The 22001-nt window shown below is 27.4% G+C and carries 19 protein-coding genes and 1 pseudogene; 13 read left to right on the forward strand and 7 right to left on the reverse strand.

Annotation, left to right across the window (positions count from 1 at the left end):
* Positions 1–80: 80 nt before the first annotated feature.
* Entirely contained in the window at positions 81–1751 is a 1671-nt protein-coding gene (locus HMPREF0216_RS06255) for an ammonium transporter (RefSeq protein WP_005212597.1), read from the reverse strand.
* A gap of 311 nt (positions 1752–2062) precedes the next feature.
* A pseudogene (locus HMPREF0216_RS06260) lies at positions 2063–4155 on the reverse strand (glutamine synthetase III family protein).
* Between the two features lie 486 nt (positions 4156–4641).
* Here HMPREF0216_RS06260 and HMPREF0216_RS06265 point away from each other — a divergent pair.
* From HMPREF0216_RS06265 to HMPREF0216_RS16265, 5 genes are all read left to right on the forward strand, one after another.
* Positions 4642–5958 carry a glutamine synthetase family protein gene (locus tag HMPREF0216_RS06265; RefSeq protein WP_005212603.1) on the forward strand — a complete coding sequence of 439 codons (1317 nt, stop codon included), beginning with the start codon at positions 4642–4644 and terminating at the stop codon, positions 5956–5958.
* Positions 5949–6551 (forward strand): ANTAR domain-containing response regulator, encoded by a 603-nt coding sequence (locus HMPREF0216_RS06270; RefSeq protein WP_005212605.1) that lies wholly within the window; start codon positions 5949–5951, stop codon positions 6549–6551. Before HMPREF0216_RS06265 ends, HMPREF0216_RS06270 begins: the two co-directional genes overlap by 10 nt.
* A gap of 120 nt (positions 6552–6671) precedes the next feature.
* Positions 6672–7184 carry a hypothetical protein gene (locus HMPREF0216_RS06275; protein ID WP_005212607.1) on the forward strand — a complete coding sequence of 171 codons (513 nt, stop codon included), beginning with the start codon at positions 6672–6674 and terminating at the stop codon, positions 7182–7184.
* A 171-nt stretch (positions 7185–7355) separates the two neighbouring features.
* Positions 7356–8210, forward strand: coding sequence for a PAS domain-containing sensor histidine kinase (locus tag HMPREF0216_RS06280; protein WP_005212609.1), 855 nt, complete (start codon positions 7356–7358; stop codon positions 8208–8210).
* A 44-nt stretch (positions 8211–8254) separates the two neighbouring features.
* Positions 8255–8560 (forward strand): ATP-binding protein, encoded by a 306-nt coding sequence (locus HMPREF0216_RS16265; RefSeq protein WP_051040669.1) that lies wholly within the window; start codon positions 8255–8257, stop codon positions 8558–8560.
* Between the two features lie 101 nt (positions 8561–8661).
* Here the strand turns inward: HMPREF0216_RS16265 and HMPREF0216_RS06285 are convergent, their stop codons facing one another.
* Complete coding sequence (locus HMPREF0216_RS06285; protein ID WP_005212613.1) at positions 8662–9192, reverse strand: permease; 531 nt, start codon at positions 9190–9192, stop codon at positions 8662–8664.
* The gene (locus HMPREF0216_RS06290) at positions 9189–9674 is read right to left on the reverse strand and encodes a hypothetical protein (RefSeq protein ID WP_005212614.1); all 486 of its coding nucleotides are present in this window, start codon (positions 9672–9674) and stop codon (positions 9189–9191) included. Before HMPREF0216_RS06290 ends, HMPREF0216_RS06285 begins: the two co-directional genes overlap by 4 nt.
* Positions 9675–9788: 114 nt before the next feature.
* On the opposite strand from HMPREF0216_RS06290, the gene HMPREF0216_RS06295 reads away from it, so the two are divergent.
* A complete protein-coding gene (locus HMPREF0216_RS06295) occupies positions 9789–10406 on the forward strand; it encodes a DUF488 domain-containing protein (protein WP_005212616.1) in 618 nt (205 codons plus the stop codon).
* An 80-nt stretch (positions 10407–10486) separates the two neighbouring features.
* On the opposite strand, the gene HMPREF0216_RS06300 is transcribed toward HMPREF0216_RS06295, so the two are convergent.
* The 3 genes from HMPREF0216_RS06300 to HMPREF0216_RS06310 all read right to left on the reverse strand — a co-directional run bounded on the left by HMPREF0216_RS06300 (position 10487) and on the right by HMPREF0216_RS06310 (position 12621).
* Positions 10487–11410: a patatin-like phospholipase family protein gene (locus tag HMPREF0216_RS06300; protein WP_005212623.1), complete on the reverse strand. Its 924-nt coding sequence runs from the start codon at positions 11408–11410 to the stop codon at positions 10487–10489.
* 108 nt (positions 11411–11518) lie between these two features.
* Positions 11519–12082, reverse strand: a complete 564-nt coding sequence (locus tag HMPREF0216_RS06305; RefSeq protein WP_005212625.1) for a chromate transporter — start codon at positions 12080–12082, stop codon at positions 11519–11521.
* Complete coding sequence (locus tag HMPREF0216_RS06310) at positions 12079–12621, reverse strand: chromate transporter (protein ID WP_005212627.1); 543 nt, start codon at positions 12619–12621, stop codon at positions 12079–12081. Before HMPREF0216_RS06310 ends, HMPREF0216_RS06305 begins: the two co-directional genes overlap by 4 nt.
* A gap of 514 nt (positions 12622–13135) precedes the next feature.
* Between HMPREF0216_RS06310 and HMPREF0216_RS06315 the strand changes: the two genes are divergently transcribed.
* The 7 genes from HMPREF0216_RS06315 (at position 13136) to HMPREF0216_RS06345 (ending at position 21948) form a co-directional block, all read left to right on the forward strand.
* Positions 13136–13942, forward strand: coding sequence for a cation diffusion facilitator family transporter (locus tag HMPREF0216_RS06315; RefSeq protein WP_040419148.1), 807 nt, complete (start codon positions 13136–13138; stop codon positions 13940–13942).
* Between the two features lie 189 nt (positions 13943–14131).
* Complete coding sequence (locus HMPREF0216_RS06320) at positions 14132–14944, forward strand: DUF368 domain-containing protein (protein ID WP_005212630.1); 813 nt, start codon at positions 14132–14134, stop codon at positions 14942–14944.
* A gap of 259 nt (positions 14945–15203) precedes the next feature.
* Positions 15204–17696, forward strand: coding sequence for an ABC transporter substrate-binding protein (locus HMPREF0216_RS06325; RefSeq protein WP_040419150.1), 2493 nt, complete (start codon positions 15204–15206; stop codon positions 17694–17696).
* Between the two features lies 1 nt (position 17697).
* The gene (locus tag HMPREF0216_RS06330; RefSeq protein ID WP_005212633.1) at positions 17698–18504 is read left to right on the forward strand and encodes a carbohydrate ABC transporter permease; all 807 of its coding nucleotides are present in this window, start codon (positions 17698–17700) and stop codon (positions 18502–18504) included.
* Positions 18505–18571: 67 nt separating this feature from the next.
* Positions 18572–19414, forward strand: a complete 843-nt coding sequence (locus HMPREF0216_RS06335) for a carbohydrate ABC transporter permease (RefSeq protein ID WP_040419153.1) — start codon at positions 18572–18574, stop codon at positions 19412–19414.
* Positions 19415–19420: 6 nt separating this feature from the next.
* On the forward strand, positions 19421–20719 hold the full coding sequence (locus HMPREF0216_RS06340; protein ID WP_005212642.1) for an efflux RND transporter periplasmic adaptor subunit: 1299 nt from the start codon (positions 19421–19423) through the stop codon (positions 20717–20719).
* The gene (locus HMPREF0216_RS06345) at positions 20716–21948 is read left to right on the forward strand and encodes an ABC transporter permease (protein ID WP_005212643.1); all 1233 of its coding nucleotides are present in this window, start codon (positions 20716–20718) and stop codon (positions 21946–21948) included. The genes HMPREF0216_RS06340 and HMPREF0216_RS06345 overlap by 4 nt, the downstream gene beginning before the upstream one ends.
* Positions 21949–22001 lie beyond the last annotated feature (53 nt).

Here is a 22001-nt window from a genome sequence, read left to right on the forward strand (position 1 = left end):
TAGCAAAAGCATTAACTATAATAATATATTTCAGGATGATATTATCAAATTTCGAATATCACCATTGTTTGTAAATAACTTTAGTTGTCGTCTTGAAGCGCATCGTAGCCTTCTTCGTTAGTCCTTATTTTTATTACATTTTCAACATCATAAACAAATATTTTACCATCACCAATTTTACCAGTATAAAGAACATTTTTTATAACCTTAACAACTACATCAATAGGAATTTTACATACCACCATTTCTACTTTTAATTGAGGTAATAATGTAACTTCAAGAGGTGTACCTCTATAGTAATCAGTAGATCCCTTTTGCATACCATATCCTAAAACATTCGTTACAGTCATACCTGTAATACCAAGATTATCCAAAGCTATTTTTAGACTCTCAAATCTATCTTGTTTAGTTATAACCACAACTTTAGTAAATTTGGCATCAGTTTTAGAAGTATTATAAACTACAGGAACTGTATCTTCTTGAGTATCAATTACTTTAGTAGGTGAAATTGCAGCTAAAGAGCCAAGAGAAACAGGCATAAAGTCTGCATAACAACTTTCAAGACCATGTTCTTTTTTATCAAGACCTTCAAGCTCTTCTTCAGCAGATACACGAAGACCGATAGTTTTCTTTATTATTAAGAAGATAATAGTCATAGTAACTACAACCCAAGCTATAACACATAAAACACCTAAGATTTGAGTGCCTAAGAATTTAAATCCACCACCATAAAATAATCCATCATCAAGTGCAAATAAACCTGTTAATATTGTACCAAGGGCCCCGCATACACCATGTACAGCGATCGCTCCAACTGGATCATCTATTTTAAGCTTTTTCTCTATGAATTCAACAGCGAATACTACAGCAAATCCGGCAAAAAGTCCTATAAAGAAAGCACCTACAGGTGATACTACATCACATCCGGCTGTTATTGCAACAAGACCAGCTAAAGAGCCATTCAAAGTCATTGAAACATCAGGCTTTTTATATCTGACCCAAGTTATTAGCATAACTGCTACAGTTGCAGTTGCGGCAGCAATATTTGTAGTTACAAAGACACTACTTGCAGTTAATATAGAAGAATCACCTGTCATAGAAACTGTAGAACAACCATTAAATCCAAACCATGCAAACCAAAGTATAAATACGCCTAAAGCACCTAATGTTAGGCTATGACCAGGGATTGCGCGAGCTTTTCCATCCTTAGAATATTTTCCAATACGAGGGCCTAGTATTTTGGCACCAACTAATGCTGCGACCCCACCAACCATATGGACAGCTGTAGAACCAGCAAAATCATGGAATCCCATTTGAGATAGGAATCCACCGCCCCAAATCCAATGACCTGATATAGGATAAATAAGTGCACTTATAATTAAACTATAAACACAATAAGCAGAGAATTTAGTTCTTTCTGCCATTGCTCCTGAAACTATAGTAGCAGAAGTAGCGCAAAAAACAGTTTGGAATATTACAAAAGCGCTAGTTGGAATAGAACTGCTATAGTCACCTCTTATGAAGAAATCTAATCCGCCTATAAAAGAACCATCACCTGCAAACATTATTCCAAAGCCAATGAACCAAAATACAACTGTACCAATGGCAAAATCCATTAAATTTTTCATTATAATATTTCCGGCATTTTTTGCTCTAGTAAATCCTGTTTCTACCATAGCGAAGCCTGCTTGCATAAAAAATACTAATGCAGCTCCTAGTAAAGTCCAAATTGTATCTAATGATGAATACATAAATATTCCCCCTTTTTATAAGTAACAAGTTACAAGTAAATATAAAATATAAATCATTGATAATTAGCAGTAAGGTTTTAAAAATTAATTGGTAATTTTAAATTAATAAAGAAATAAGGAGTAGAGTTAAAAATAAGTATTTTAGTATAAAGTTTATTAAATTTTAAATATCAAAATTTATTTTTAATATTGCTTATAACTTGTGTTTAGAATTTTAATTTACATATTAAATGTTATTAAAAAATGACGTGTATTTTACTATGGATAATTGACCAAATGTAAAATTACACGCCATTGTGTATTAATAATATTTAATTAACACCAAATAATAGGTCACCATAAGTAGGAAGTCCCCAATAATCTTTTCCTACTAATGTTTCAAGTTCGTCTACTACACCACGTAAGTGTTGCATATTAATAAATATTGATTCTCTATAGTACTTTGCCATTTCAAGTAAATCAGTATGATTTTTAGCGTTCAAAACTGAACTTTCTAAAGTATCTAGTTTAGCGTAAAGATAATTACCTAATCTTGAAATATTAGAAAGTAATTTTTCTTCGAGCTCACATTGAATAGCTGGGTTTAATTGCTTTTTGCTATTTGCTATTTGTGCAATGTCACCTTGATATTTTAATATTGAAGGAATTATATTCTTTTTAACCATATCAATCATTGTAAGAGCTTCAATGTGGATAGTTTTACAATAATTTTCCATCAATATTTCATATCTTGAATACAATTCAGTTTCAGAAAATACATGATGTTTAGTAAATAATTCAACATTTTTACTATGAATGAAGTATGGAAGAGCATCAGGAGTAGTTTTTAAGTTTAAAAGTCCTCTCTTTTCTGCTTCTTCAATCCAATCATCACTATAGTTATTTCCATTAAATATAATTCTTTTATGATCTCTAATTGTATTCTTTATAAGTGTATTTAAATCTTCATCAAAATTATTACTCTTTTCAAGAACATCTGCAAATTGGCTAAGTTCTTCAGCAACAATAGTATTTAAGATTATATTTGGACCTGCTATTGAGAAAGCAGAACCTAACATTCTAAATTCAAATTTATTACCTGTAAATGCAAATGGAGAAGTTCTATTCCTATCAGTAGTATCTTTAAAGAATTTTGGTAATACACGAACACCAATTTCCATTTGGCTCTTACATTTATCTGTATAAGCTGTTCCGTTTTCAATTGAAGTAATAATATTAGTTAACTCATCTCCAAGGAACATTGATACTATAGCAGGTGGAGCTTCATCTGCACCAAGTCTATGGTCATTTCCTGCACTTGCAACTGATACTCTTAATAAATCTTGATAATCATCAACAGCTTTTATAACTGCTGTTAAGAATAATAAAAATTGTGCATTTTCAGATGGAGTATCACCAGGCTCTAAAAGATTAACTCCAGTATCTGTAGAAATTGACCAGTTATTATGCTTACCACTACCATTTACACCGGCAAAAGGTTTTTCATGAAGTAAACAAGCAAGTCCATGTTTGTTTGCTATAGATTTCATAAGTTCCATTGTAAGTTGATTATGATCTGTTGCTATATTAGTAGTAGTAAATATAGGAGCAAGCTCATGTTGTGCAGGAGCAACCTCATTGTGTTTTGTTTTAGCTAGTACACCAAGCTTCCAAAGTTCTTCTTCAAGGTCTTTCATATATGCAGAAACTCTAGGCTTTATAGTGCCGAAATAATGATCTTCCATTTCTTGTCCTTTAGGAGGTCTTGCACCAAATAAAGTTCTACCACAATAAACTAAATGAGGTCTTTTTTCATACATTTCTTTATCGACAAGGAAATACTCTTGTTCAGGTCCAACAGTAGTAATGACTTTTTTTACGTTAGTCTTACCAAATAATTTTAATATACGTAAAGCTTGTTTATTTAAAGCTTGCATTGAACGTAAAACAGGAGTTTTTTTATCTAATGCTTCACCACTATATGAACAAAAGGCAGTAGAATACATAAAGTACCATCTTTTATAAATGCATATGAAGTCGGATCCCAAGCGGTATAACCTCTAGCTTCAAAAGTTGCTCTAAGTCCACCGGATGGAAAGCTTGAAGCATCAGGTTCACCTTGAACAAGTTCTTTTCCGGAAAATTCCATTATGATATTTCCATCTTTATCAGGTGATATAAAGCTATCATGCTTTTCAGCAGTAACACCAGTCATAGGTTGGAACCAATGAGTATAATGTGTTGCTCCTTTTTCTATTGCCCAATCTTTCATAGCATTGGCAACAACATTAGCAACTTCTAAATCAAGGTGTTTTCCTGCTGCTATAGTGTTTTTTAAAGCTTTATAAGTCTCTTTAGGTAATCTTGCTTTCATTACGCTATCATTAAAAACTAAACTTCCAAATAAATTTGGTATATCTTTCATAATAATTGCCCCCTTTTAATAAAAAAAGGCACTGTGGACATTTAATAGTCCACAGCGCCTTTGCTGTTTATGTAAGTATTATATGCCTGAAAAATAAAAATGTAAATACTTTTTTGTAAAAAAACTAAAATTATTTTAAAAATTAACTTATTAATTAAAAAAAAGTTATAATGTATAATATTAGAAATGAACAAAGGCGTTCATCAAATAAATTTTAATACTATTAATCACAAGTGAGATTAAAATAATATTAATTTAGTCAAACTTGCAACTTTTACTTTAGAAAAGGATGTTACATAAGAAATTTTCTTATGTGTGATTGTAGACTTTGAAAATTATTTGATGAGCGTCTTTTATATTGGGAATAGTTATTTTTATAAATAAAATAGAATATCTATTAATAGTGAATTATAAGTAGACTATATGGATAGATACTCAAGTGAAAAGATATTGTATATTCTTAGTTACAATTAGGGGGTATAAGGTATGGCGTATTCAATTAAGGAAGTTTTAGAGTTTGTCGAAGAAAATGATGTAAAATTTATTAGACTTGCTTTCTGTGATCTTTTTGAGTCCCAAAAAAATATTTCTATAATGCCAGATGAATTAGAAAGGGCATTTAATGAAGGTATTTCTTTTGATGCATCTGCAATAAAAGGATTTGCTGATGTGTCAAAATCAGATTTGTTATTATTTCCAGATCCAAGTACATTAAATGTGCTTCCATGGAGGCCTCAACAAGGAAGGGTTGTTAGGTTCTTTTGTGATATAAAGACACCAGAAAAGAAAAATGTTGAATATGATAGTAGAAACATATTAAAAAATACTATTAAGAAGTGCATTTCAAAAGGATATACGCCTTATATTGGAACAGAATGTGAATTTTATTTGTTTAAAACAGATGAAAATGGTGATCCAACAACAGTACCACATGATAATGGGGGATATTTAGATATTGCACCAATTGATAAGGGAGAAAATATAAGACGTGAAATATGCCTTTGTTTAAAAGAAATGGGAATAAAACCAGAAAGTTCACATCATGAACAAGGACCAGGACAAAATGAGATTGATTTTAAATACAGTGATTCATTAACTGCTGCAGATAATTTTTTAACATTTAAATCTGTTGTAAAGGCGATTTCAGCGAGAAATGGGCTTTTTGCATCATTTATTCCTAAGCCATTAGAAAATAAGAGTGGAAATGGACTTCATATAAATATTTCTATTTCAAAGAATGGTTTAAATATATTTAGAAATAATAATAATGAATACTCAAAGGAAGTAGAAAGTTTTATTGCTGGAATTTTAGATAAAATAAAAGAAATTACATTATTTTTAAATCCTATAATAAACTCTTATGAGCGTTTTGGAAAATTTGAAGCACCTAAATATATTTCATGGTCACATCAAAATCGCTCACAACTTATTAGAATACCAGCAGCAACAGGTGAAAAGATGAGGATGGAGTTAAGATCACCTGATTCAGCAATTAATCCATATTTAGCATTTTCGTTAATTATTAGTGCGGGGCTTTATGGAATTGAAAATAATTTAATATTATCAGATGAAGTAAATGAGAATTTGTATACAGCTAATGAAAAAATAACAAATAATATAGAAAAATTACCAGAGAATATTAAGGAAGCCATTGATATTGCAAAAAATAGTGAATTCATAAAAAATACAATAGGTGAAGAGGTTTTAAGTAAATATATTTGTTTAAAGGAAGAAGAATACAACCAATATATTAGTTCGGAAAATAAAGAAGAAATAAAAAAAATGTATTTTGAGTGTATTTAAGCTGGTATAAGGGGGCGATTTTTATAGATAGTGTATTAATTGTATCAAGTAGTAAAAAAGGTATAACCTTTTTTACTGAAATGCTCTCTCAAAATTCTTATGAGGAAATCGTCACTGTAACAAATGGTGGAGAAGCAAGAAGACTTTTAGTAGAAAGAGATTTTGATTTGTGCATTATTAATGCGCCGTTAGTAGATGAATTTGGGGATGAATTTGCCAGCAATATAGTATCAAATGGAATAGGACAAGCAATTTTAGTTGTTAAAACAGATATTTATAATGAAGTTTCTGAAAAGGTTGAAAAATTAGGTGTAATTACTATAGCTAAACCAATGAATAGAGCAATATTTTGGAGTGCGTTAAAAATAGCAACAGCTACCTTTAATAAAATTTCAATATTAAAGAATGAAAATAATAAACTATTACAAAAGATAGAAGATATTAGAATGATAGATAGAGCTAAATGCATATTAATTCAATATTTAAATATGACGGAGGCAGAAGCGCATAGATATATAGAAAAACAAGCTATGGATATGAGAACTACAAAAAGGTCTATAGCTGATGGAATATTAAAAACATACGAAAACTGAAAATAAAAAGAAGTTGTATCTATAACACAATTGAATGTTGATACAACTTCTTTTATATATAATCTTATAAATTATAATATATAATAAATAATAAGTTTAATTTAGTTAGGTGGTAATAAGATGCTTAAAGAAATAAGTGAAAAAGAATTTGAAGATAAGGTTAATATAAGATTTAAAAATATAAATGAAGGTTTTTTTAGATTTAATAATAAAATTTTAAAAGTTAATGAAGAGTGCGAAGAGAAAAATATGATAAGTTTTATGGAGCAGGCTTTTGATTTAAATGGTGAAGATAATGCGTATGTAGATTTTTATTATAATTATATAGATGATGAAGCTAAAGAAAAATTTGAAAAATTATTATGTCAAGAAGATAAGGAGTTTTTAGAAAATTTTAAAAATCAATGCAATGATAAAGGGGTATATTATAGGTTATCAAAAGATAGTATACCATTTATAACAAGATTAAATATAAATGAAGTTCTATTTTGTACTATTTATTTTACTAAAAAGCCTATGACTATATGGGGAAATTACAATAAAAAATTCCCTATATTTTATGATTCTGAAAAAGTATTAGAGTTATATGATATTATTGCAAAAAATAATAAATTAATAATTGAACAAAATTAAAATTAAGATAATAAATTAAAATTAAAATATACTATTGTTGGGAAAATAATAATTTTATTGAATAAATGGTAAAAAAAGGTTGAAACAATTGGTGAAAAAAAGTATAATAATGTTTGGGATAAAAAGTTAAAAGTTGTAATTTGTTAGAAGAAAATAGGGGGTGGGGAGAAAATGTTGGAAAGCACAAATACAGAAAATCAAAATTATTTACAATATTTTTTCGATATTTCTGTAGAACTTATGGCTATAATCGATATAAATAATAAGTTTAAACGTGTAAGTAAAAGCTGGACGGATATTTTGGGGTGGAATGAAGAAGAACTTTTAGATTCAAATTGGGATAAATTTATACATGTAGATGAAATAGATACGATTAAAAAGTTTATCGCTGATATATATATAAAAAAAGAAATAAGAAATACAAAAATAAAGTTTAAATGTAAAGATGAAAAATATAAATGGATAGAGTGTAATATAAAATATATAGAAAGTAATAAAATTTTTATTGTTAGTGGAAGAGATGTTACAGAGAGTTTGCTAATTAAAGAAGAAAAAGTGTCTTATGAAAAAGCAATTGAAGTAGAAACTATGAAAAATCAATTTTTCTCAAACGTTTCGCATGAATTTAAAACACCTTTAAATATTATTTTAACAACAATGCAACTTATAAATAGTAATATAGAATCTAAAAACATAATATCATCATCTGAAATCAATCTAGAGAAATATATGAATTCTATTAAACAAAATTGTTATAGATTATTAAGGCTTGTAAATAATATAATAGATATGAGTAGAATTGATTATGGATATTTTGAAACTCATCTAGGAAATTATAATATTGTTAGTGTAGTTGAAGATATAACAATGTCTATATTAGAATATGTAAAAGTAAAAGGAATTAATCTTATATTTGATACAGAAATAGAAGAAGAAATAATAGCGTGTGATCCTGATAAAATTGAAAGAATAATATTAAATTTATTATCTAATGCAATTAAATATACAGATAAAGGTGGAACATAAAAGTAAGTGTAAAAACTAATGATAATAATGTATATATATCAGTGATGGACACTGGAATAGGTATTCCAAATGATAAGTTACCACATATATTTGATAGATATACTCAAATTGATAATGGAATAACGAGAAAGTGGAATGGAAGTGGAATAGGATTATCGCTTGTAAAATCATTAGTAGAATTACAAGGTGGAAAAATATCTGCTAAAAGTGAATTTGAAAAAGGTAGTGATTTTATAATTATGCTTCCAATAAAACAAATTGAAGTTAAAAATAATATAAGCACAATGAATAATTTAACTACTTCAAAGGTTGAGAAATGTAATATAGAATTTTCAGATATATATAATTAAAAAATAAAATAAAGTATATTAATGATAAATATAAGTCTCTAAATAATATTATTTTAAAAATATTATTTAGAGACTTATATTTTTATTTTTTTAATTATATTTTATTTAGTATAAATTTTATTTATACTTTCTTTTCCCATTAATAAAGTAATAAAATAACTCATTAAAATAACACCGGGAATATCTATAAACAACCTTACTAAAGTAAATTTATATCCTAAAGATGAAAATTCAAATAATAAAGTAGAGACTTTAGTAAGACACCAAGCGGTCATAAAAATTAAAACATTACTAAATTTAGCACCTTTTTTTATTAATATTGCAGTAAATGGAAATGATGCATACATGGGACCAGCAGCAATGGAGCCAATGAGCATAGCTAATAGGATTCCAATAAAGCCAGATTGATCGCCCATAAATTTAATTAGTGTTTCTCGTGGTACCCAAGCATCCATTAAACCAAGTAAAAGCATAATTGGTGGAAGAACACTTAGCATTTGTATAAAACTTGATTTGGCATTAGAAATAGTATTAAAAGCAAACTCACTTTTAAAGATAAACAATAGAATAAGTACAAAAACTAACAAAATAAATACTTTATATCTTTTTATAACATTAACTAAAGTTTTCATATTAGCATCATAACCTTTCCTAATATTAATCCAACTATAATAGAAAATAAAAAAGCTATAAAATTTCTAAGAAAAGCAGCTTTAGCACCAATGTATTTAGACTCAAGTGGAAAAGTAACAATACCGACCATTGCTAATGTAGAAACTAAAGCTGCAACTTGAGAGTATCCAGCTCCATTTATTAGTAATGTATTGCCTAATGAAAATGCTACAAAAGTTGGCATCATAGTAATTGAGCCTATTACTGCAGAGAATATAACTCCTAACACACCAGAACTTTCACCAATTAAATGAGAAATAGTTTCAGCATCTAAAAAAGATAGCAGCATTCCAACTATTATTATTATTGATAGAAATTGAGGCATTATATTTTCAAATGATTTTAAACCGGTAATTATAGCTGTTTTTGTTTTCTTTTTATCTTTAAAAAAAGAAATAATAAGAAAAATTATAGCAATAGAATATAAGATTTTAGATGTCATATAATACTCCTCAATATAGTAGTAAAAATATATAATTTAATTAAAATATATATATGTTATTAAATTGGTATATGTGAATATATAATTTAAACAGATATAAATGGAGGTATAGTTATGGATATATATACAATAGGACATTCTAATTATTCTATAGAAAGATTGATAGAAATGTTAAAATATTTTGGAATTGATTGCGTAGTTGATATTAGAGGTACTCCATATTCAAAATATAATGTTCAATTTGATAAGGAAACTATTAAATATACTTTAACTAAAGCAGGATTTATATATATTTATATGGCAAAGGAATTTGCAGCAAAAAGAATAAATAAACAATCATATAATGAAGAGGGATATTCTGATTTTGAAAAAGTAATATATGAAGATGATTTTATTAAAGGAATTGAAAGATTGAAGGTTGGATGTGAAAAGGGGTATAAGATAGTATTACTTGGTGCAATGCAAGATCCTTTAAGATGTCATAGGAGTATTTTGGTAGGAAGAGCATTAAGAAAAGCTGGATTTAATGTTAAGCATATATTAGATGATTACTCTATTGTTTCGCAAGAGAAAATTGAAGAGGGGCTTTTAGATAAATATTTTAGCAACAGAGGGCAATTGACTATAGATTCATTACTTGGGAATGAAATTAGTGAAGATGAAATGGTAGAAGAAGGGTATAGGCTAGCCAATAAAGAGATAGGTTATAGAATAGAAAATATTTTGAAGTAAAAGTAAAAAAATGATGATATAAAACTAATATTACATAAATTTATATCATCATTTTCATATTCAAATTTTAACTATTAATATTATTTACATCTATATCTTGATATATAAGAATCAAAATTCCACTTTGCAAGAAAGCTTTTAGCGCAGTTATAGCCAGAATTAAATAAATTTAAGTATTCGTCTTTTGATATACCAAAATCAACAGTTCCAACATCGTAAGTTTTTATTTTTATAGTACGTACAGAATCCTTATTGTTCAAAAATGCCTCATCATCTTTGGTCAGAATAGTATCCACTACATCACAAGCAAAGGTAATTAAATTACTTTTATTAGGATGAACTTTTTTTAAATCTTTATTACTAACTAATTTTAAGCCAAAAGTTGGCCACCGCGGATTATTTTCTACATCAAAAATCCATACAGGAAAATTACTTAATAAGCCACCATCAACAATAAAGCTTGAACTTTTTCCGTTATTAAGAACTACAGGATTAAAGTAAAATGGAATGCTAATACTCATTCTTACAGCCTTAGCGATTTCAAATTCTAATGGATCTATATTGTATTTTTTTAAGTCATCAGGAAGAATAAGAAGTTCTTTATTTGTAACATCGGATGCAATTACTTTAAGAGGACTTTCACCATTTATAGCAATATCTTTAAATTTACTTTTACCTTTAGCTTTATACATATCATTAAGATATTCTTCTATGTTATTGCCGGAAAATAATCCTTTATTTTTAAATAAACTTATTGCAGAACCTATTAATGGCAATAAGGTTAATTTATTTTTATCGTAGAAATATTTAAAATCTAAATTTAATAAGATATCTTTTAATTCTTTACCACTATATCCAACTGCAAGTAAAGATGTAACTATTGCACCTGCAGAAGTACCGGCATAATGCTCAAATGTATATCCTTGTTCTTGTAAATAGTAAATTGCGCCTAATAAAGCAATTCCTTTTACTCCACCACCTTCACAAACAATATCAGCCTTCATATATTCACCACCATATTAAATTGAATCAATACAGTATATGCTTAACTGGTAAGTTTTGAACAAAAGTGATAGTGAAAAGTTAATAATATAATTTGTTATTTTAGTGAGCTAGAATTTAAAAAGTATTCCTATAACTGCTGCGCTAGCTATGTAAACTATTGGATGTTTCTTTAATTTTGAAATAGCAAATATTAAAACAACTAATAAGATGGTAGATTTTATATTAATTATATCTAAGATTTTATGAGTTATATTAAATTTATCTAAAGCTAATATAGATACTTTAAATACTTGATATCCGGCAGCAGCTATTAAAGCTGCAACAGCAGGTCTTAATCCGTAGAATACTGATTCGACAGCTCTACTTTCTTTAAACTTATTTAAAAAGTGTGCAATTATAATTATTACTATTACAGAGGGAGTAACTAATCCAAGTGTTGCAATTATACCTCCAAGTATTCCAGAGGCACGGAATCCAGCAAAAGTAGCCATGTTAACTCCAATAGCACCGGGAGTTGATTGAGATACTGCAATCATATCCATTAACATTTGATTATCAAACCAGTTGTATTTAGCAGCTAGTTCATATAGAAAAGGAATTGTTGCAAGGCCCCCACCAACGGAAAATAAGCCAACTTTACAAAATTCTAAAAATAAAGTTAAATAAATCATTGTTTTTCACCTCTCAAAGATTTAGAAATAAATCCAATTAAACCAGCAGCTATTACTATATAAACTGGTGATAATCCAAAGAATGCTGAAATAATAAATGTAGCTAATGCGATTATTACACCTAAATAATCTTTAACAGATGATTTTAACAGTTTAACTACTGTAGTTATAATCAATGCAACAACAGCAACCCTAATTCCTGCAAAAGCACTTTGAACTATAGCTAGATTTGCAAAGTTTTGAAGAAATGATGCAATTATAAGTATTATAACTATAGATGGGAAAATTACTCCAAGAGTAGCAACTATTCCACCAATAACACCTCTAAGTTTAAAACCTATAAATGTTGCTGTGTTAACAGCAATTACTCCAGGTGTACATTGACCAACAGCATAGTAATCTAGGATTTCTTTCTCTGTTGACCATTTTTTATTTTCAACAATTTCTTTTTGAATTAGAGGAAGCATAGCATATCCACCACCAAATGTAAGAGCACCAATCCTACAAAAGGTCCAAAATAAATCAAATAATTCTTTCATTGATAAATAATCTCCTTTTAAAAATATTTTATTTATATAGAACTAAAATAGATAAAATAATATAAATTAGATATAAGTTCCATTTGATATTATATACTTAATTTATGGAAGTAAACAACTTAATATAAGATAATACTTTCAAAAAATAAATTTTTATATAATAACGAAAATACCAGATTACATAATAATAAAATATTTTTAATAACTAAAAAATAAAATAAAGTGTTAAAAAACTATGTACGTAGGTACATTTTAATAAAAAATTAGTACATTTATGCTATTTGAATATAAAATCAGTACCACAATTGCATATATTAGTTGTAATTTATGAGCACTTTAGTCATTACTAATAAAAAGCAATTAGTATAAAATATAAGTATCTAGTTGAGAAATATAAAAGAGAATAGAGGTGAGAATAATGAAACTAGAGAATAAAATATTAAAACTATCAGTAATAGGTGCGTTATTCTTTGCGCTATTTGGTATTGCATGGGGATGAGCGATAAAATCTGATATGATTATATTCGATGGATTATATTCATTTATCAGTTTAATATTATCAATGTTATCCTTATATATTAATAATTACATGGCAAAAAGAGATTTTGATAAATTTCCTTTTGGTAAACATATTTTAGAACCAATAGTTATTTCAATAAAATCATTAATAATCGCTATTATGTGTTTATATTCATTAATAGATGCAATAAAAACAATAGTAAGTGGTGGAAATAGCGTATCACTTGGTTTAGCAATTATATATTCAATTGTATCAGTAGTTGGATGTGGAGTAATTTCATTTTATATGAAAATTAAAGAGAAGGAATTATCATCAGAGCTTATTAAGGCAGAGTGTATGCAATGGTTTATGGATACAGCATTAAGTACTGCTGTATTAGTTGCATTTTTAGTTGCAGAAGTTTTAGCAAAAACAAAGTTAAATATTTTAAATCCGTATATTGATCCAGGTATGACAGTAGTGGTTTCTTTAATATTTATAAAAATGCCTATAAAGACATTTATAAACAGTTTTAAAGAAGTAATGTGTGTAAAGGCTGATGATGAAATAAATGAAGATATTTATGTATTAGTTAAAGAAATTGAAGAAGAATATAAATTTGAAGATTCTATAACAAGAGTATCTAAAATTGGTAGTGAGCTTAGAATTGAAATAGATTTTGTTTATAATAAAGATAGTAAACTTAAAACTCTAGATCAAATGGATAGAGTAAGAGAAGAAATAAATAATGCCATTAAGCATATTGATTATAATAAATGGCTTAATGTTTCATTTACTGGAAATAAAAAATGGGCAATATAAAAAGACCAGCAATAGCTGGTCTTTTTATTTATAATTTATTTTTGTATAATTATGTATATAATCTATTATAGTAATAAATAGAATTTAACATAATAGATTAAAAGTTATATAAGGAGTGGAAATTTTATGAATAACTGATAGATAGAAAAATTATATTGCATTACATACATAAATAAGGAGATATTTTAAATGAAATTTTTGATGAATTTTATAAAGGGTATTGTTATAGGTGTATCCATGTTGGTTCCAGGAGTAAGTGGTGGAACTATGGCTATAATTTTTGGAATATATGATGATTTGATACATGCAGTTGGTAGCTTTTTTGAGGATTGGAAAAAACATAGTAAGCTTTTAATTCAGTTAGCTTTAGGTGGAATAGTTGGAGTATTACTTTTTAGTAGAATGATAGAAAAAATTTTAGGAAAATTTCCTAGTATCATGGGTTTCTTTTTTATTGGAATAGTATGTGGTGGAATACCAACATTATATAAAAAGGCTACTATAGGAAATAAGAAAAGTTCTGATATTATATTTTTGATTCTAGGGTTAATAATTGCAATATTATTATCAAAAGATCCAGAAGCCATTTCAGTTATGGCTACAGCAGGAGATAGTAAGGGATTAATATTTCTATTTATAGCAGGTATAGTAATATCAGTTGCATTTATATTACCAGGCCTAAGTACCTCATTTATGTTACTTATATTAGGGTTATATAATGTTACATTAAATGCTATAAATACGTTTAATATTAAGTTTTTAGTTCCGATGATACTAGGAATTTTTATTGGAACAATAGCAACTAGTAAGATAATAGAAATATCTCTCAATAGGTATCCTAATAAAACATATATGATGATTTTAGGGTTTGTTATTGGATCAATAATACCTATATACCCAGGCATGCCAAATGGAATTAATATTTTATATTTAATTATATCATTAATTGTTGGATTTTTAATAATTTACTATATTAGCAAGGTAAGCGATATTATTAATTGATAATAAAGGGTATAATATATTAAATTTTAATTTAAATAATAAAAAATAATAAAAAAAGTTAGTCAGATGACTAACTCTTTTTTTATTTGTAGGAACTTTTATGTTAGAATATTAGTCTAATAATGTGAAATATTAAAATTTTGTAATTAAATTGTAAGAAAATATTAGGATTTATATGATAGAATACATTGGATAAAAATGTTATTATATTATAATAAATAGCAAAAAATAAAATATTTTCAAAAATGTGGAGGGTGAAATGGGGAAAGTATTAAAAAGAATGCTTGCAACAATGTTATCACTAACATTTGTTGTTAGTGCAATAGGGTGTTCTAATAGCACAACTGCAAAAAATGAAAAAGGAAGATATGTAGAAGAAAGATATGAATTACCTAGTAATACCTATATCCAAAGTATGGTAAAGCTAGATGATGGTAAAATCGCAATTATTGCTTATAATGAAGAAGGAAAATTAACATCATTCATATCAGAAGATGGAGGTAAAACTTTAACTGAAAGTACTATAGAATTACCTAAAGAAGAAGGAAAAGAAACTGCAGTTATGAGTTCTACATATTTAAGTGATGGCAGAATTATTTTAAGTTATTACTTTATGGAACCATTTAATGAGGATTCAGTAACTTTAGATGGTACTATAACAGAAGGAGAAGTAGCAGAAGGTGATTCAGAAACTACAGATGACAATATAAAAGAAGAGTGGGTATATGAAGAACCAGAATATAAATATGCCATAATAGAAAATGGTGGAACTATAACTGATATTGATTTAGGTAACAATACAGAAAATGAACACGAAATGATGTATGGTGGACCACAGCAATTAGCATCAGCAGCTAATGGTGATATTTTTTATTCTAATGGAATGGGAGAAGTTATAACTCAAATAGATGGTGAAACATTTGAAGAAAAAAATATATTTTCAAGTGATGATTATATAAATAGTTTTTTATTAGTTGGAGATTCATTAATAATATGTGGATTTGATTCAATCATAGAATTCGATATTAATACTGGAAAAGAAATTGGTAATTTAGAAGAATTAGAAAAAGAAACTATTAAATCACAAACTTCTTACTATCCATCATTTATTAATTCAGGTAGTAAAGATAAACTTTATTATTATAATGTAAATGGATTATTTGCTTATGATATGGAGTCTAAAAAAGTTTCACAATTAATAGATGGAGCATTATCGTCATTTGGTATGACAGATATGTATTTAATGGCATTTATAGAAAAAGAAAATGATGAGTTTTTAGCGGCATTTAATGATTGGACAAACAACGAAGTTACGCTTATAAATTACAAATATGATGCAGAAATAGCATCAGTTCCAGACCAACAAATAAGAGTATATTCTTTATTAGAAAATGATGCAATAAGACAAGCTATTTCAGCTTATGCAAAAGCACATCCAGATATTTATATAAAATATGAGATTGGATTAAGCTGGGATAATGGAGTAACAGAATCAGATGCACTTAAAACTTTAAATACAGAAATAATGGCAGGAAATGGACCAGATATAATTTTATTAGATGGACTTGAAGCAGAGTCTTATATTGAAAAAGGTTTATTAGAAGATTTAAGTGATGTTATTTCTCCAATGGTAGATAATGATGAGATATTTAAAAATATAGCAGATGCCTATACTGTTGATGAAAAGATATATCAATTTCCAACATCATTTAGATTCCCAATGTTAGTTGGTAATAAGGATACTATAAATTCAGTTACAGATTTTAAATCATTAGTTGAATTAACTAAAAAATTAGCAAGTGAATCAGATAATAGGGTATTCTCTGATTATTACTCTCCAAAAGGGTTATTATATGCTTTATATTATTTATATGGAAACAACTGGCTTAATAGTGATAAAACTATAAATGTAGATGAAATAAGTAATTTCTTTACATTAACAAAGGAAATGTATGATGCAATAGATGCAAATTATCAAAAATATATAGAAAGCATGAATGATAAATACCAAATGGATACTAATAAGGATTCAAACTTTAGTGTAGATTCTGAAGAGGGAATTGCTGATAAAAATGAAGTAGATGAAAATTATGAAGATGTAAGTAATGTTTATGAACTACAATATTATTTAAGTCCATCAATTTATGCTGATTCTTTCTTAATGGATGAACCAGTAAGCTTAATGTATGGAAGCTTAGATGGAACTTATGGATATTCTTCATTAATTACAGCTTTACTTAATGATACTAAATTGGATTACAAGGTTTTATCTAGAGGTGATGAAAAAATATTCATTCCTTCAAATGTAATTGGAATAAATGCAAAGAGTGAAAATAAAGATGCAGCTAAAGAAATATTAAAGGAAATGCTTTCAGAAAAATCAAAAGATAATATGATGTATTCTCAAGGATTAACAGTAAATAAAAAATCTTTAAAGAACCAATTTGAATTAGAGAAGAGTGAATATTATGAACCTGAATTTGATGAAACAACTAATCATTATACTCAAGGTAGCATGATATTTATAGATGAAAATGGAAAAGAAAAAGAAATAAAACAATTATGGCCAAATGAAGAGGATGTTAATAAATTAATAGGCGAAATAGAAAGCTTACAAGTGGCACCAGTAATGAATAGAGTATTATTAGTCGAAGTTGCCAAACAATTTAATGAATTCGCAACAGGAAATATTACTTTAGATGATGCTATGAATACAATAGTAGACAACTTAGATCTTTATTTATCAGAGTAATATGGAACAAGTACGTAAAAGAAAAAAGCAAAAATTAACTGGCTTATATTTCGTAATGCCTAGTCTAATAGGGGTAGCAATATTTACATTGCTTCCCTCTTTAGATGTTTTTATTAGATCCTTTCAAAGTGCCATTTCAAGAGAATTTGTAGGGTTAGAGAATTATGTAGAGGTATTTGGTAATACTGCATTTAAATTAGCAACTCAAAATACAATTAAGTTTGTTAGTATATGTATACCATTATTATTAGTATTATCATTACTTATTGCAGTAATATTAAATAAGTTTGTTGAAGAATCACAAATATTAAGAACTGCTTTTTTAATACCTATGGCGGTACCTATAGCTTCAGTAGTATTAATATGGAATATTGTATTTCATGAGCAGGGGGTTTTAAGTGGGGTATTAGATAAATTTCAAATAGGTAGTCAAGATTGGATGAGTACAGGCTTTTCTTTTTGGATATTAGTATTTAGTTACATATGGAAAAATTTAGGGTACAATATTATATTATGGTTAGCAGGACTGAATGCAATATCAAAAGAAGTATATGAATCTGCAAGGGTAGATGGTGCAGGGGAATTTACATGTTTTACAAAGATAACGCTTCCTTGTTTAAAGCCAACGTTATATACTGTTGCTGTATTATCGCTACTTAATTCTTTTAAAGTATTTAGAGAAGCATATTTAGTAGCTGGAGATTATCCAGATAAAAGTATGTATTTATTACAACACTTATTTAACAATTGGTTCAGAGAAATGTCATTTGGTAAAATGGCAGCAGCATCTGTGTTATGGCTATTATAATATTTATTTTAATAATGCTTCTTCAAAGAGCATGGGAAAATCAAGATTAGGAATGGAGAGTAAGAAAATGAAAAAAAAATTAATATTTATTATATTACTAATAATATCTTTATTTATGTGCTTTCCGGTAATATTCTTAATTGCGGGTTCTTTTATGGGCGTTGGAGAGCTAAAGAGTTATTTAGGACCTGTTTTATCAGAAAATATAAGTGGTTTTGTATCTTGGGAATTGTTACCTAAGTATCCTACTTTAAGATCATATGTAGAGCTATTATTAGATACACCACAATTTTTTGTAATGTTTTGGAATTCTGTGAAAATAGTATTCTTTTCTATATTAGGGCAGCTTTTATTTGGTATTGCAGCTGCATGGGGGTTTGCAAGATATAAGTTTCCATTTAAAAAAATACTATTTACGATATATATTGTAGTGATGTTAATGCCATTCCAAGTAACAATGTTATCAAGTTACTTAGTTTTAGATTCAATTAACATATTGGATACTCACTTAAGTATTATATTACCTGCAATATTTTCAACTTTTTCAGTATTTATAATGTATAGATTTTTTTGTAATATACCGGAATCTATTATAGAATCAGCAAGAATTGATGGTGCTAGTGAGATAAAGATATTTATTAAGATAGGAATTCCATTAGGTATGCCAGGAATAATGTCAGCAGTAGTATTACAATTTTTAGAATACTGGAATTTAATAGAACAGCCATTAACTTTCTTAAAGGATAAGGCACTATGGCCATTATCAATTTATCTACCTAATATTACTTTAGAAAATGCTGATATAGCATTTACAGCATCAGCAGTAACACTTGTTGCAGCTATAATAGTATTTTTTGCAGGACAAAGTTATTTAGAGCAAGGTATTGCAGCATCAGCAGTAAAGGAATGATGAGTTATGAATGAGAAAATAAAAAAAATAATAAATTATAAATATGTTAAAAAAGGAAAAGATACTCTGCAAAAGAAAGCATTAAAATCTTTAGTAGCTTTTTTGTTTGTAATGATAATTTGTACAATGTTATCTAGATTTGCAGATTCTTTGACTATACCTGTTATTACAACAGAAAATCCAAAAACTAAAACTATAGTAGATGAGGTTAAGGCTAGCGGCAGAATTGTCAAAAGTAGAGAAGAAAAAATATCTATAGTTGAAGGATTAAAAATAGACTATGTTAATGTAAGTTTAGGTTCTACAATTAAGGTTGGAGATACTTTAGTTGAACTTAATATAGACGATTTAAATAATAAGATATCAGAGCTTAGGGAAAATGTAGAAAAGGAAGAAAAAACTATAGCAAGGGCAATAGAAGATTATAATAAAGCAATAGAAAGTAAAAATCAAAGTGTTACTACAGCATTAAATGAATTAAATGCTGCAGAAAAAGCATTAAATGATTATGCTGCTTTAAAGGACGAAGAAAAAGATCCTATGACACAAGAAAGTTTAAATGCAGATTATGAAAATAAAAAAGCTATGTATAATCAAGTTGTTTCTGAGGCTAATGACACTACAGATTTAGATCGTAATCTTCAAGATATAAAGGATTCTGTTGATACAGAAAAATATTATAAAGAAATTGAAAAATTACAACCATTAATAGAGGCAAAAGGACTAGTTAAATCTGATAGAGAAGGTATAGTTACAAGTGTTTTTGCTGAAAGTGGAGGTGTTACATCAGATACAATAATATCTATTGCAGATAAAAATTCAGGGTATAAATTTATAGCTCAAATTGAAAAGGATAAAAGAAGTACAGTAAAGCAAGGACAAGAGGTTGCTTTAACTTTAAATAATTCACAAACAGTGGATAAATTAACAATTGAAGCAATTGCGAATAGTACTGAAAATCCAGGATACTTAGATATTACTGTTATACTACCAGTTGGAATTGGTGAAATTGATGATATGGGCGAACTTATTATTTCAAGTACAGCTAAAAAATATGGTACTTGTGTGCCTTTAGCAGCACTTAGACAAGGAGAAAATAATAATTATTATGTTTTAGCTGTTAGTGAAAAAGAAACAGTACTTGGAACAGAAAAAGTTGCAAAAAAAATTGAAGTTAGAGTAGAGAAAAAAGATGGAGAATTTGCAGCTATTAGTGATGGAACTATAGCTAGAAATGAACAAGTTATAGTTGGAAGTAATAAAACTGTGGAAGATGGCGACAGGGTTCGCTTGGAGACAGAATGAGAAGGGCAGTAAGGCAAATAATTAAAGTATTATTAATGTTTGCTTTAGTTATGTGCTTTGGATTATCTATAGGTTATGTTAATAATATCAAGAATGAAAAAAAAGTAATTAATTACTATTTTGAGGAAACAGAAGTTAATATAGATAGACTTAAGTCTATTAAGGAAAGTAAAAATGATATTTCTATGGTAGGATGGGCTGAAAAATCATTGCAATCAGCATATAATCCAGACTTCAATAGAACTATAAATAATTTAAAAGTATTACTTGTTAGTGGAAATTCTTCTTTAATAATTGACGGACCTTTATTATTTGAAGATGACAAAGAAGGATGCCTAATAGATGAAGAAACTTCATATAAGCTCTTTGGAAGTAAGCATGCAGTAGGAAAAGAAATAATTTATAATGATAGAAGTTTAGTTGTTAGAGGAATTCATAAAGGAACAACTTCAAATATTATAGTTCAATTATTAGATGATTCCCAGGAAAGTATGACAGGATTATCATTTGATGGCACAGAGTTTAGCTTTAATGAGATTAAAGATTTAACAAACACGTTAGGATTTAAAGAAATGCCTATAAATGCTTCTTTATATTATAATTTAGCAAATGCTATAATGATGATATTTCCTATTATTGCATTATTATTAATAGCTATAAAAGTAATAGTATATGCTATGAAGGCAAAAAATAAGCCAATATTATTATTTATATATCTTTGTATGATAATTATATTAGGAACAATTTTCTTAAAAATAACAAATATAAAAATAACTATTCCATTAGATATGATTCCTAATAAATGGTCAGATTTTGATTTCTGGGGCAACTTATGGAGAGAATATATTGAAAAATTTAAATATGTAATGTATATGAAAAAATATGGAATGGATATTTATAATATTGAAAATATGATTATGGCCACGGTATATTCAATACTTACCATTATATTATTTGTTATTAATTTAAAAGCTATTAAAATAAATAGTATTAGGGAATTAATAGGAATAAATTTAATATTAGTACTAAATTCATTTGTTGTAGTTCTTTTAGTATGGAAAAAATATAGCTTTGATGTTAATATACCAATACTTTGGGCAATATATCCATTGTATCTTTGTGCAGATTATTTCATAAGAAAACATGAAAAATATTTTGTTTATAATGAAAATAGAGATAAGATTCAAAATAACAAAATTAATACGGAATCTAATGAAGTAATGGTATAAAATAAATTTAATTTATAGGTTTTTAAAATGGTAGATATCTATTGATATCTACC

Source organism: Clostridium celatum DSM 1785 (genome assembly GCF_000320405.1).
GTDB lineage: Bacteria > Bacillota > Clostridia > Clostridiales > Clostridiaceae > Clostridium > Clostridium celatum.

Excerpts from the sequence above, each read along its gene's own strand:
- HMPREF0216_RS06345 (WP_005212643.1), top strand. The coding sequence starts at position 20,716 with ATGAGAAGGGCAGTAAGGCAAATAATTAAAGTATTATTAATGTTTGCT.
- HMPREF0216_RS06285 (WP_005212613.1), bottom strand. The coding sequence starts at position 9,192 with ATGAAAACTTTAGTTAATGTTATAAAAAGATATAAAGTATTTATTTTG.
- HMPREF0216_RS06315 (WP_040419148.1), top strand. The coding sequence starts at position 13,136 with ATGATTATATTCGATGGATTATATTCATTTATCAGTTTAATATTATCA.
- HMPREF0216_RS06265 (WP_005212603.1), top strand. The coding sequence starts at position 4,642 with ATGGCGTATTCAATTAAGGAAGTTTTAGAGTTTGTCGAAGAAAATGAT.
- HMPREF0216_RS06295 (WP_005212616.1), top strand. The coding sequence starts at position 9,789 with ATGGATATATATACAATAGGACATTCTAATTATTCTATAGAAAGATTG.
- HMPREF0216_RS06300 (WP_005212623.1), bottom strand. The coding sequence starts at position 11,410 with ATGAAGGCTGATATTGTTTGTGAAGGTGGTGGAGTAAAAGGAATTGCT.
- HMPREF0216_RS06305 (WP_005212625.1), bottom strand. The coding sequence starts at position 12,082 with ATGATTTATTTAACTTTATTTTTAGAATTTTGTAAAGTTGGCTTATTT.
- HMPREF0216_RS06310 (WP_005212627.1), bottom strand. The coding sequence starts at position 12,621 with ATGAAAGAATTATTTGATTTATTTTGGACCTTTTGTAGGATTGGTGCT.
- HMPREF0216_RS06320 (WP_005212630.1), top strand. The coding sequence starts at position 14,132 with ATGAAATTTTTGATGAATTTTATAAAGGGTATTGTTATAGGTGTATCC.
- HMPREF0216_RS06340 (WP_005212642.1), top strand. The coding sequence starts at position 19,421 with ATGAATGAGAAAATAAAAAAAATAATAAATTATAAATATGTTAAAAAA.
- HMPREF0216_RS06330 (WP_005212633.1), top strand. The coding sequence starts at position 17,698 with ATGGAACAAGTACGTAAAAGAAAAAAGCAAAAATTAACTGGCTTATAT.
- HMPREF0216_RS06275 (WP_005212607.1), top strand. The coding sequence starts at position 6,672 with ATGCTTAAAGAAATAAGTGAAAAAGAATTTGAAGATAAGGTTAATATA.
- HMPREF0216_RS06325 (WP_040419150.1), top strand. The coding sequence starts at position 15,204 with ATGGGGAAAGTATTAAAAAGAATGCTTGCAACAATGTTATCACTAACA.
- HMPREF0216_RS06335 (WP_040419153.1), top strand. The coding sequence starts at position 18,572 with ATGAAAAAAAAATTAATATTTATTATATTACTAATAATATCTTTATTT.
- HMPREF0216_RS06290 (WP_005212614.1), bottom strand. The coding sequence starts at position 9,674 with ATGACATCTAAAATCTTATATTCTATTGCTATAATTTTTCTTATTATT.
- HMPREF0216_RS06280 (WP_005212609.1), top strand. The coding sequence starts at position 7,356 with ATGTTGGAAAGCACAAATACAGAAAATCAAAATTATTTACAATATTTT.
- HMPREF0216_RS06255 (WP_005212597.1), bottom strand. The coding sequence starts at position 1,751 with ATGTATTCATCATTAGATACAATTTGGACTTTACTAGGAGCTGCATTA.
- HMPREF0216_RS16265 (WP_051040669.1), top strand. The coding sequence starts at position 8,255 with ATGGACACTGGAATAGGTATTCCAAATGATAAGTTACCACATATATTT.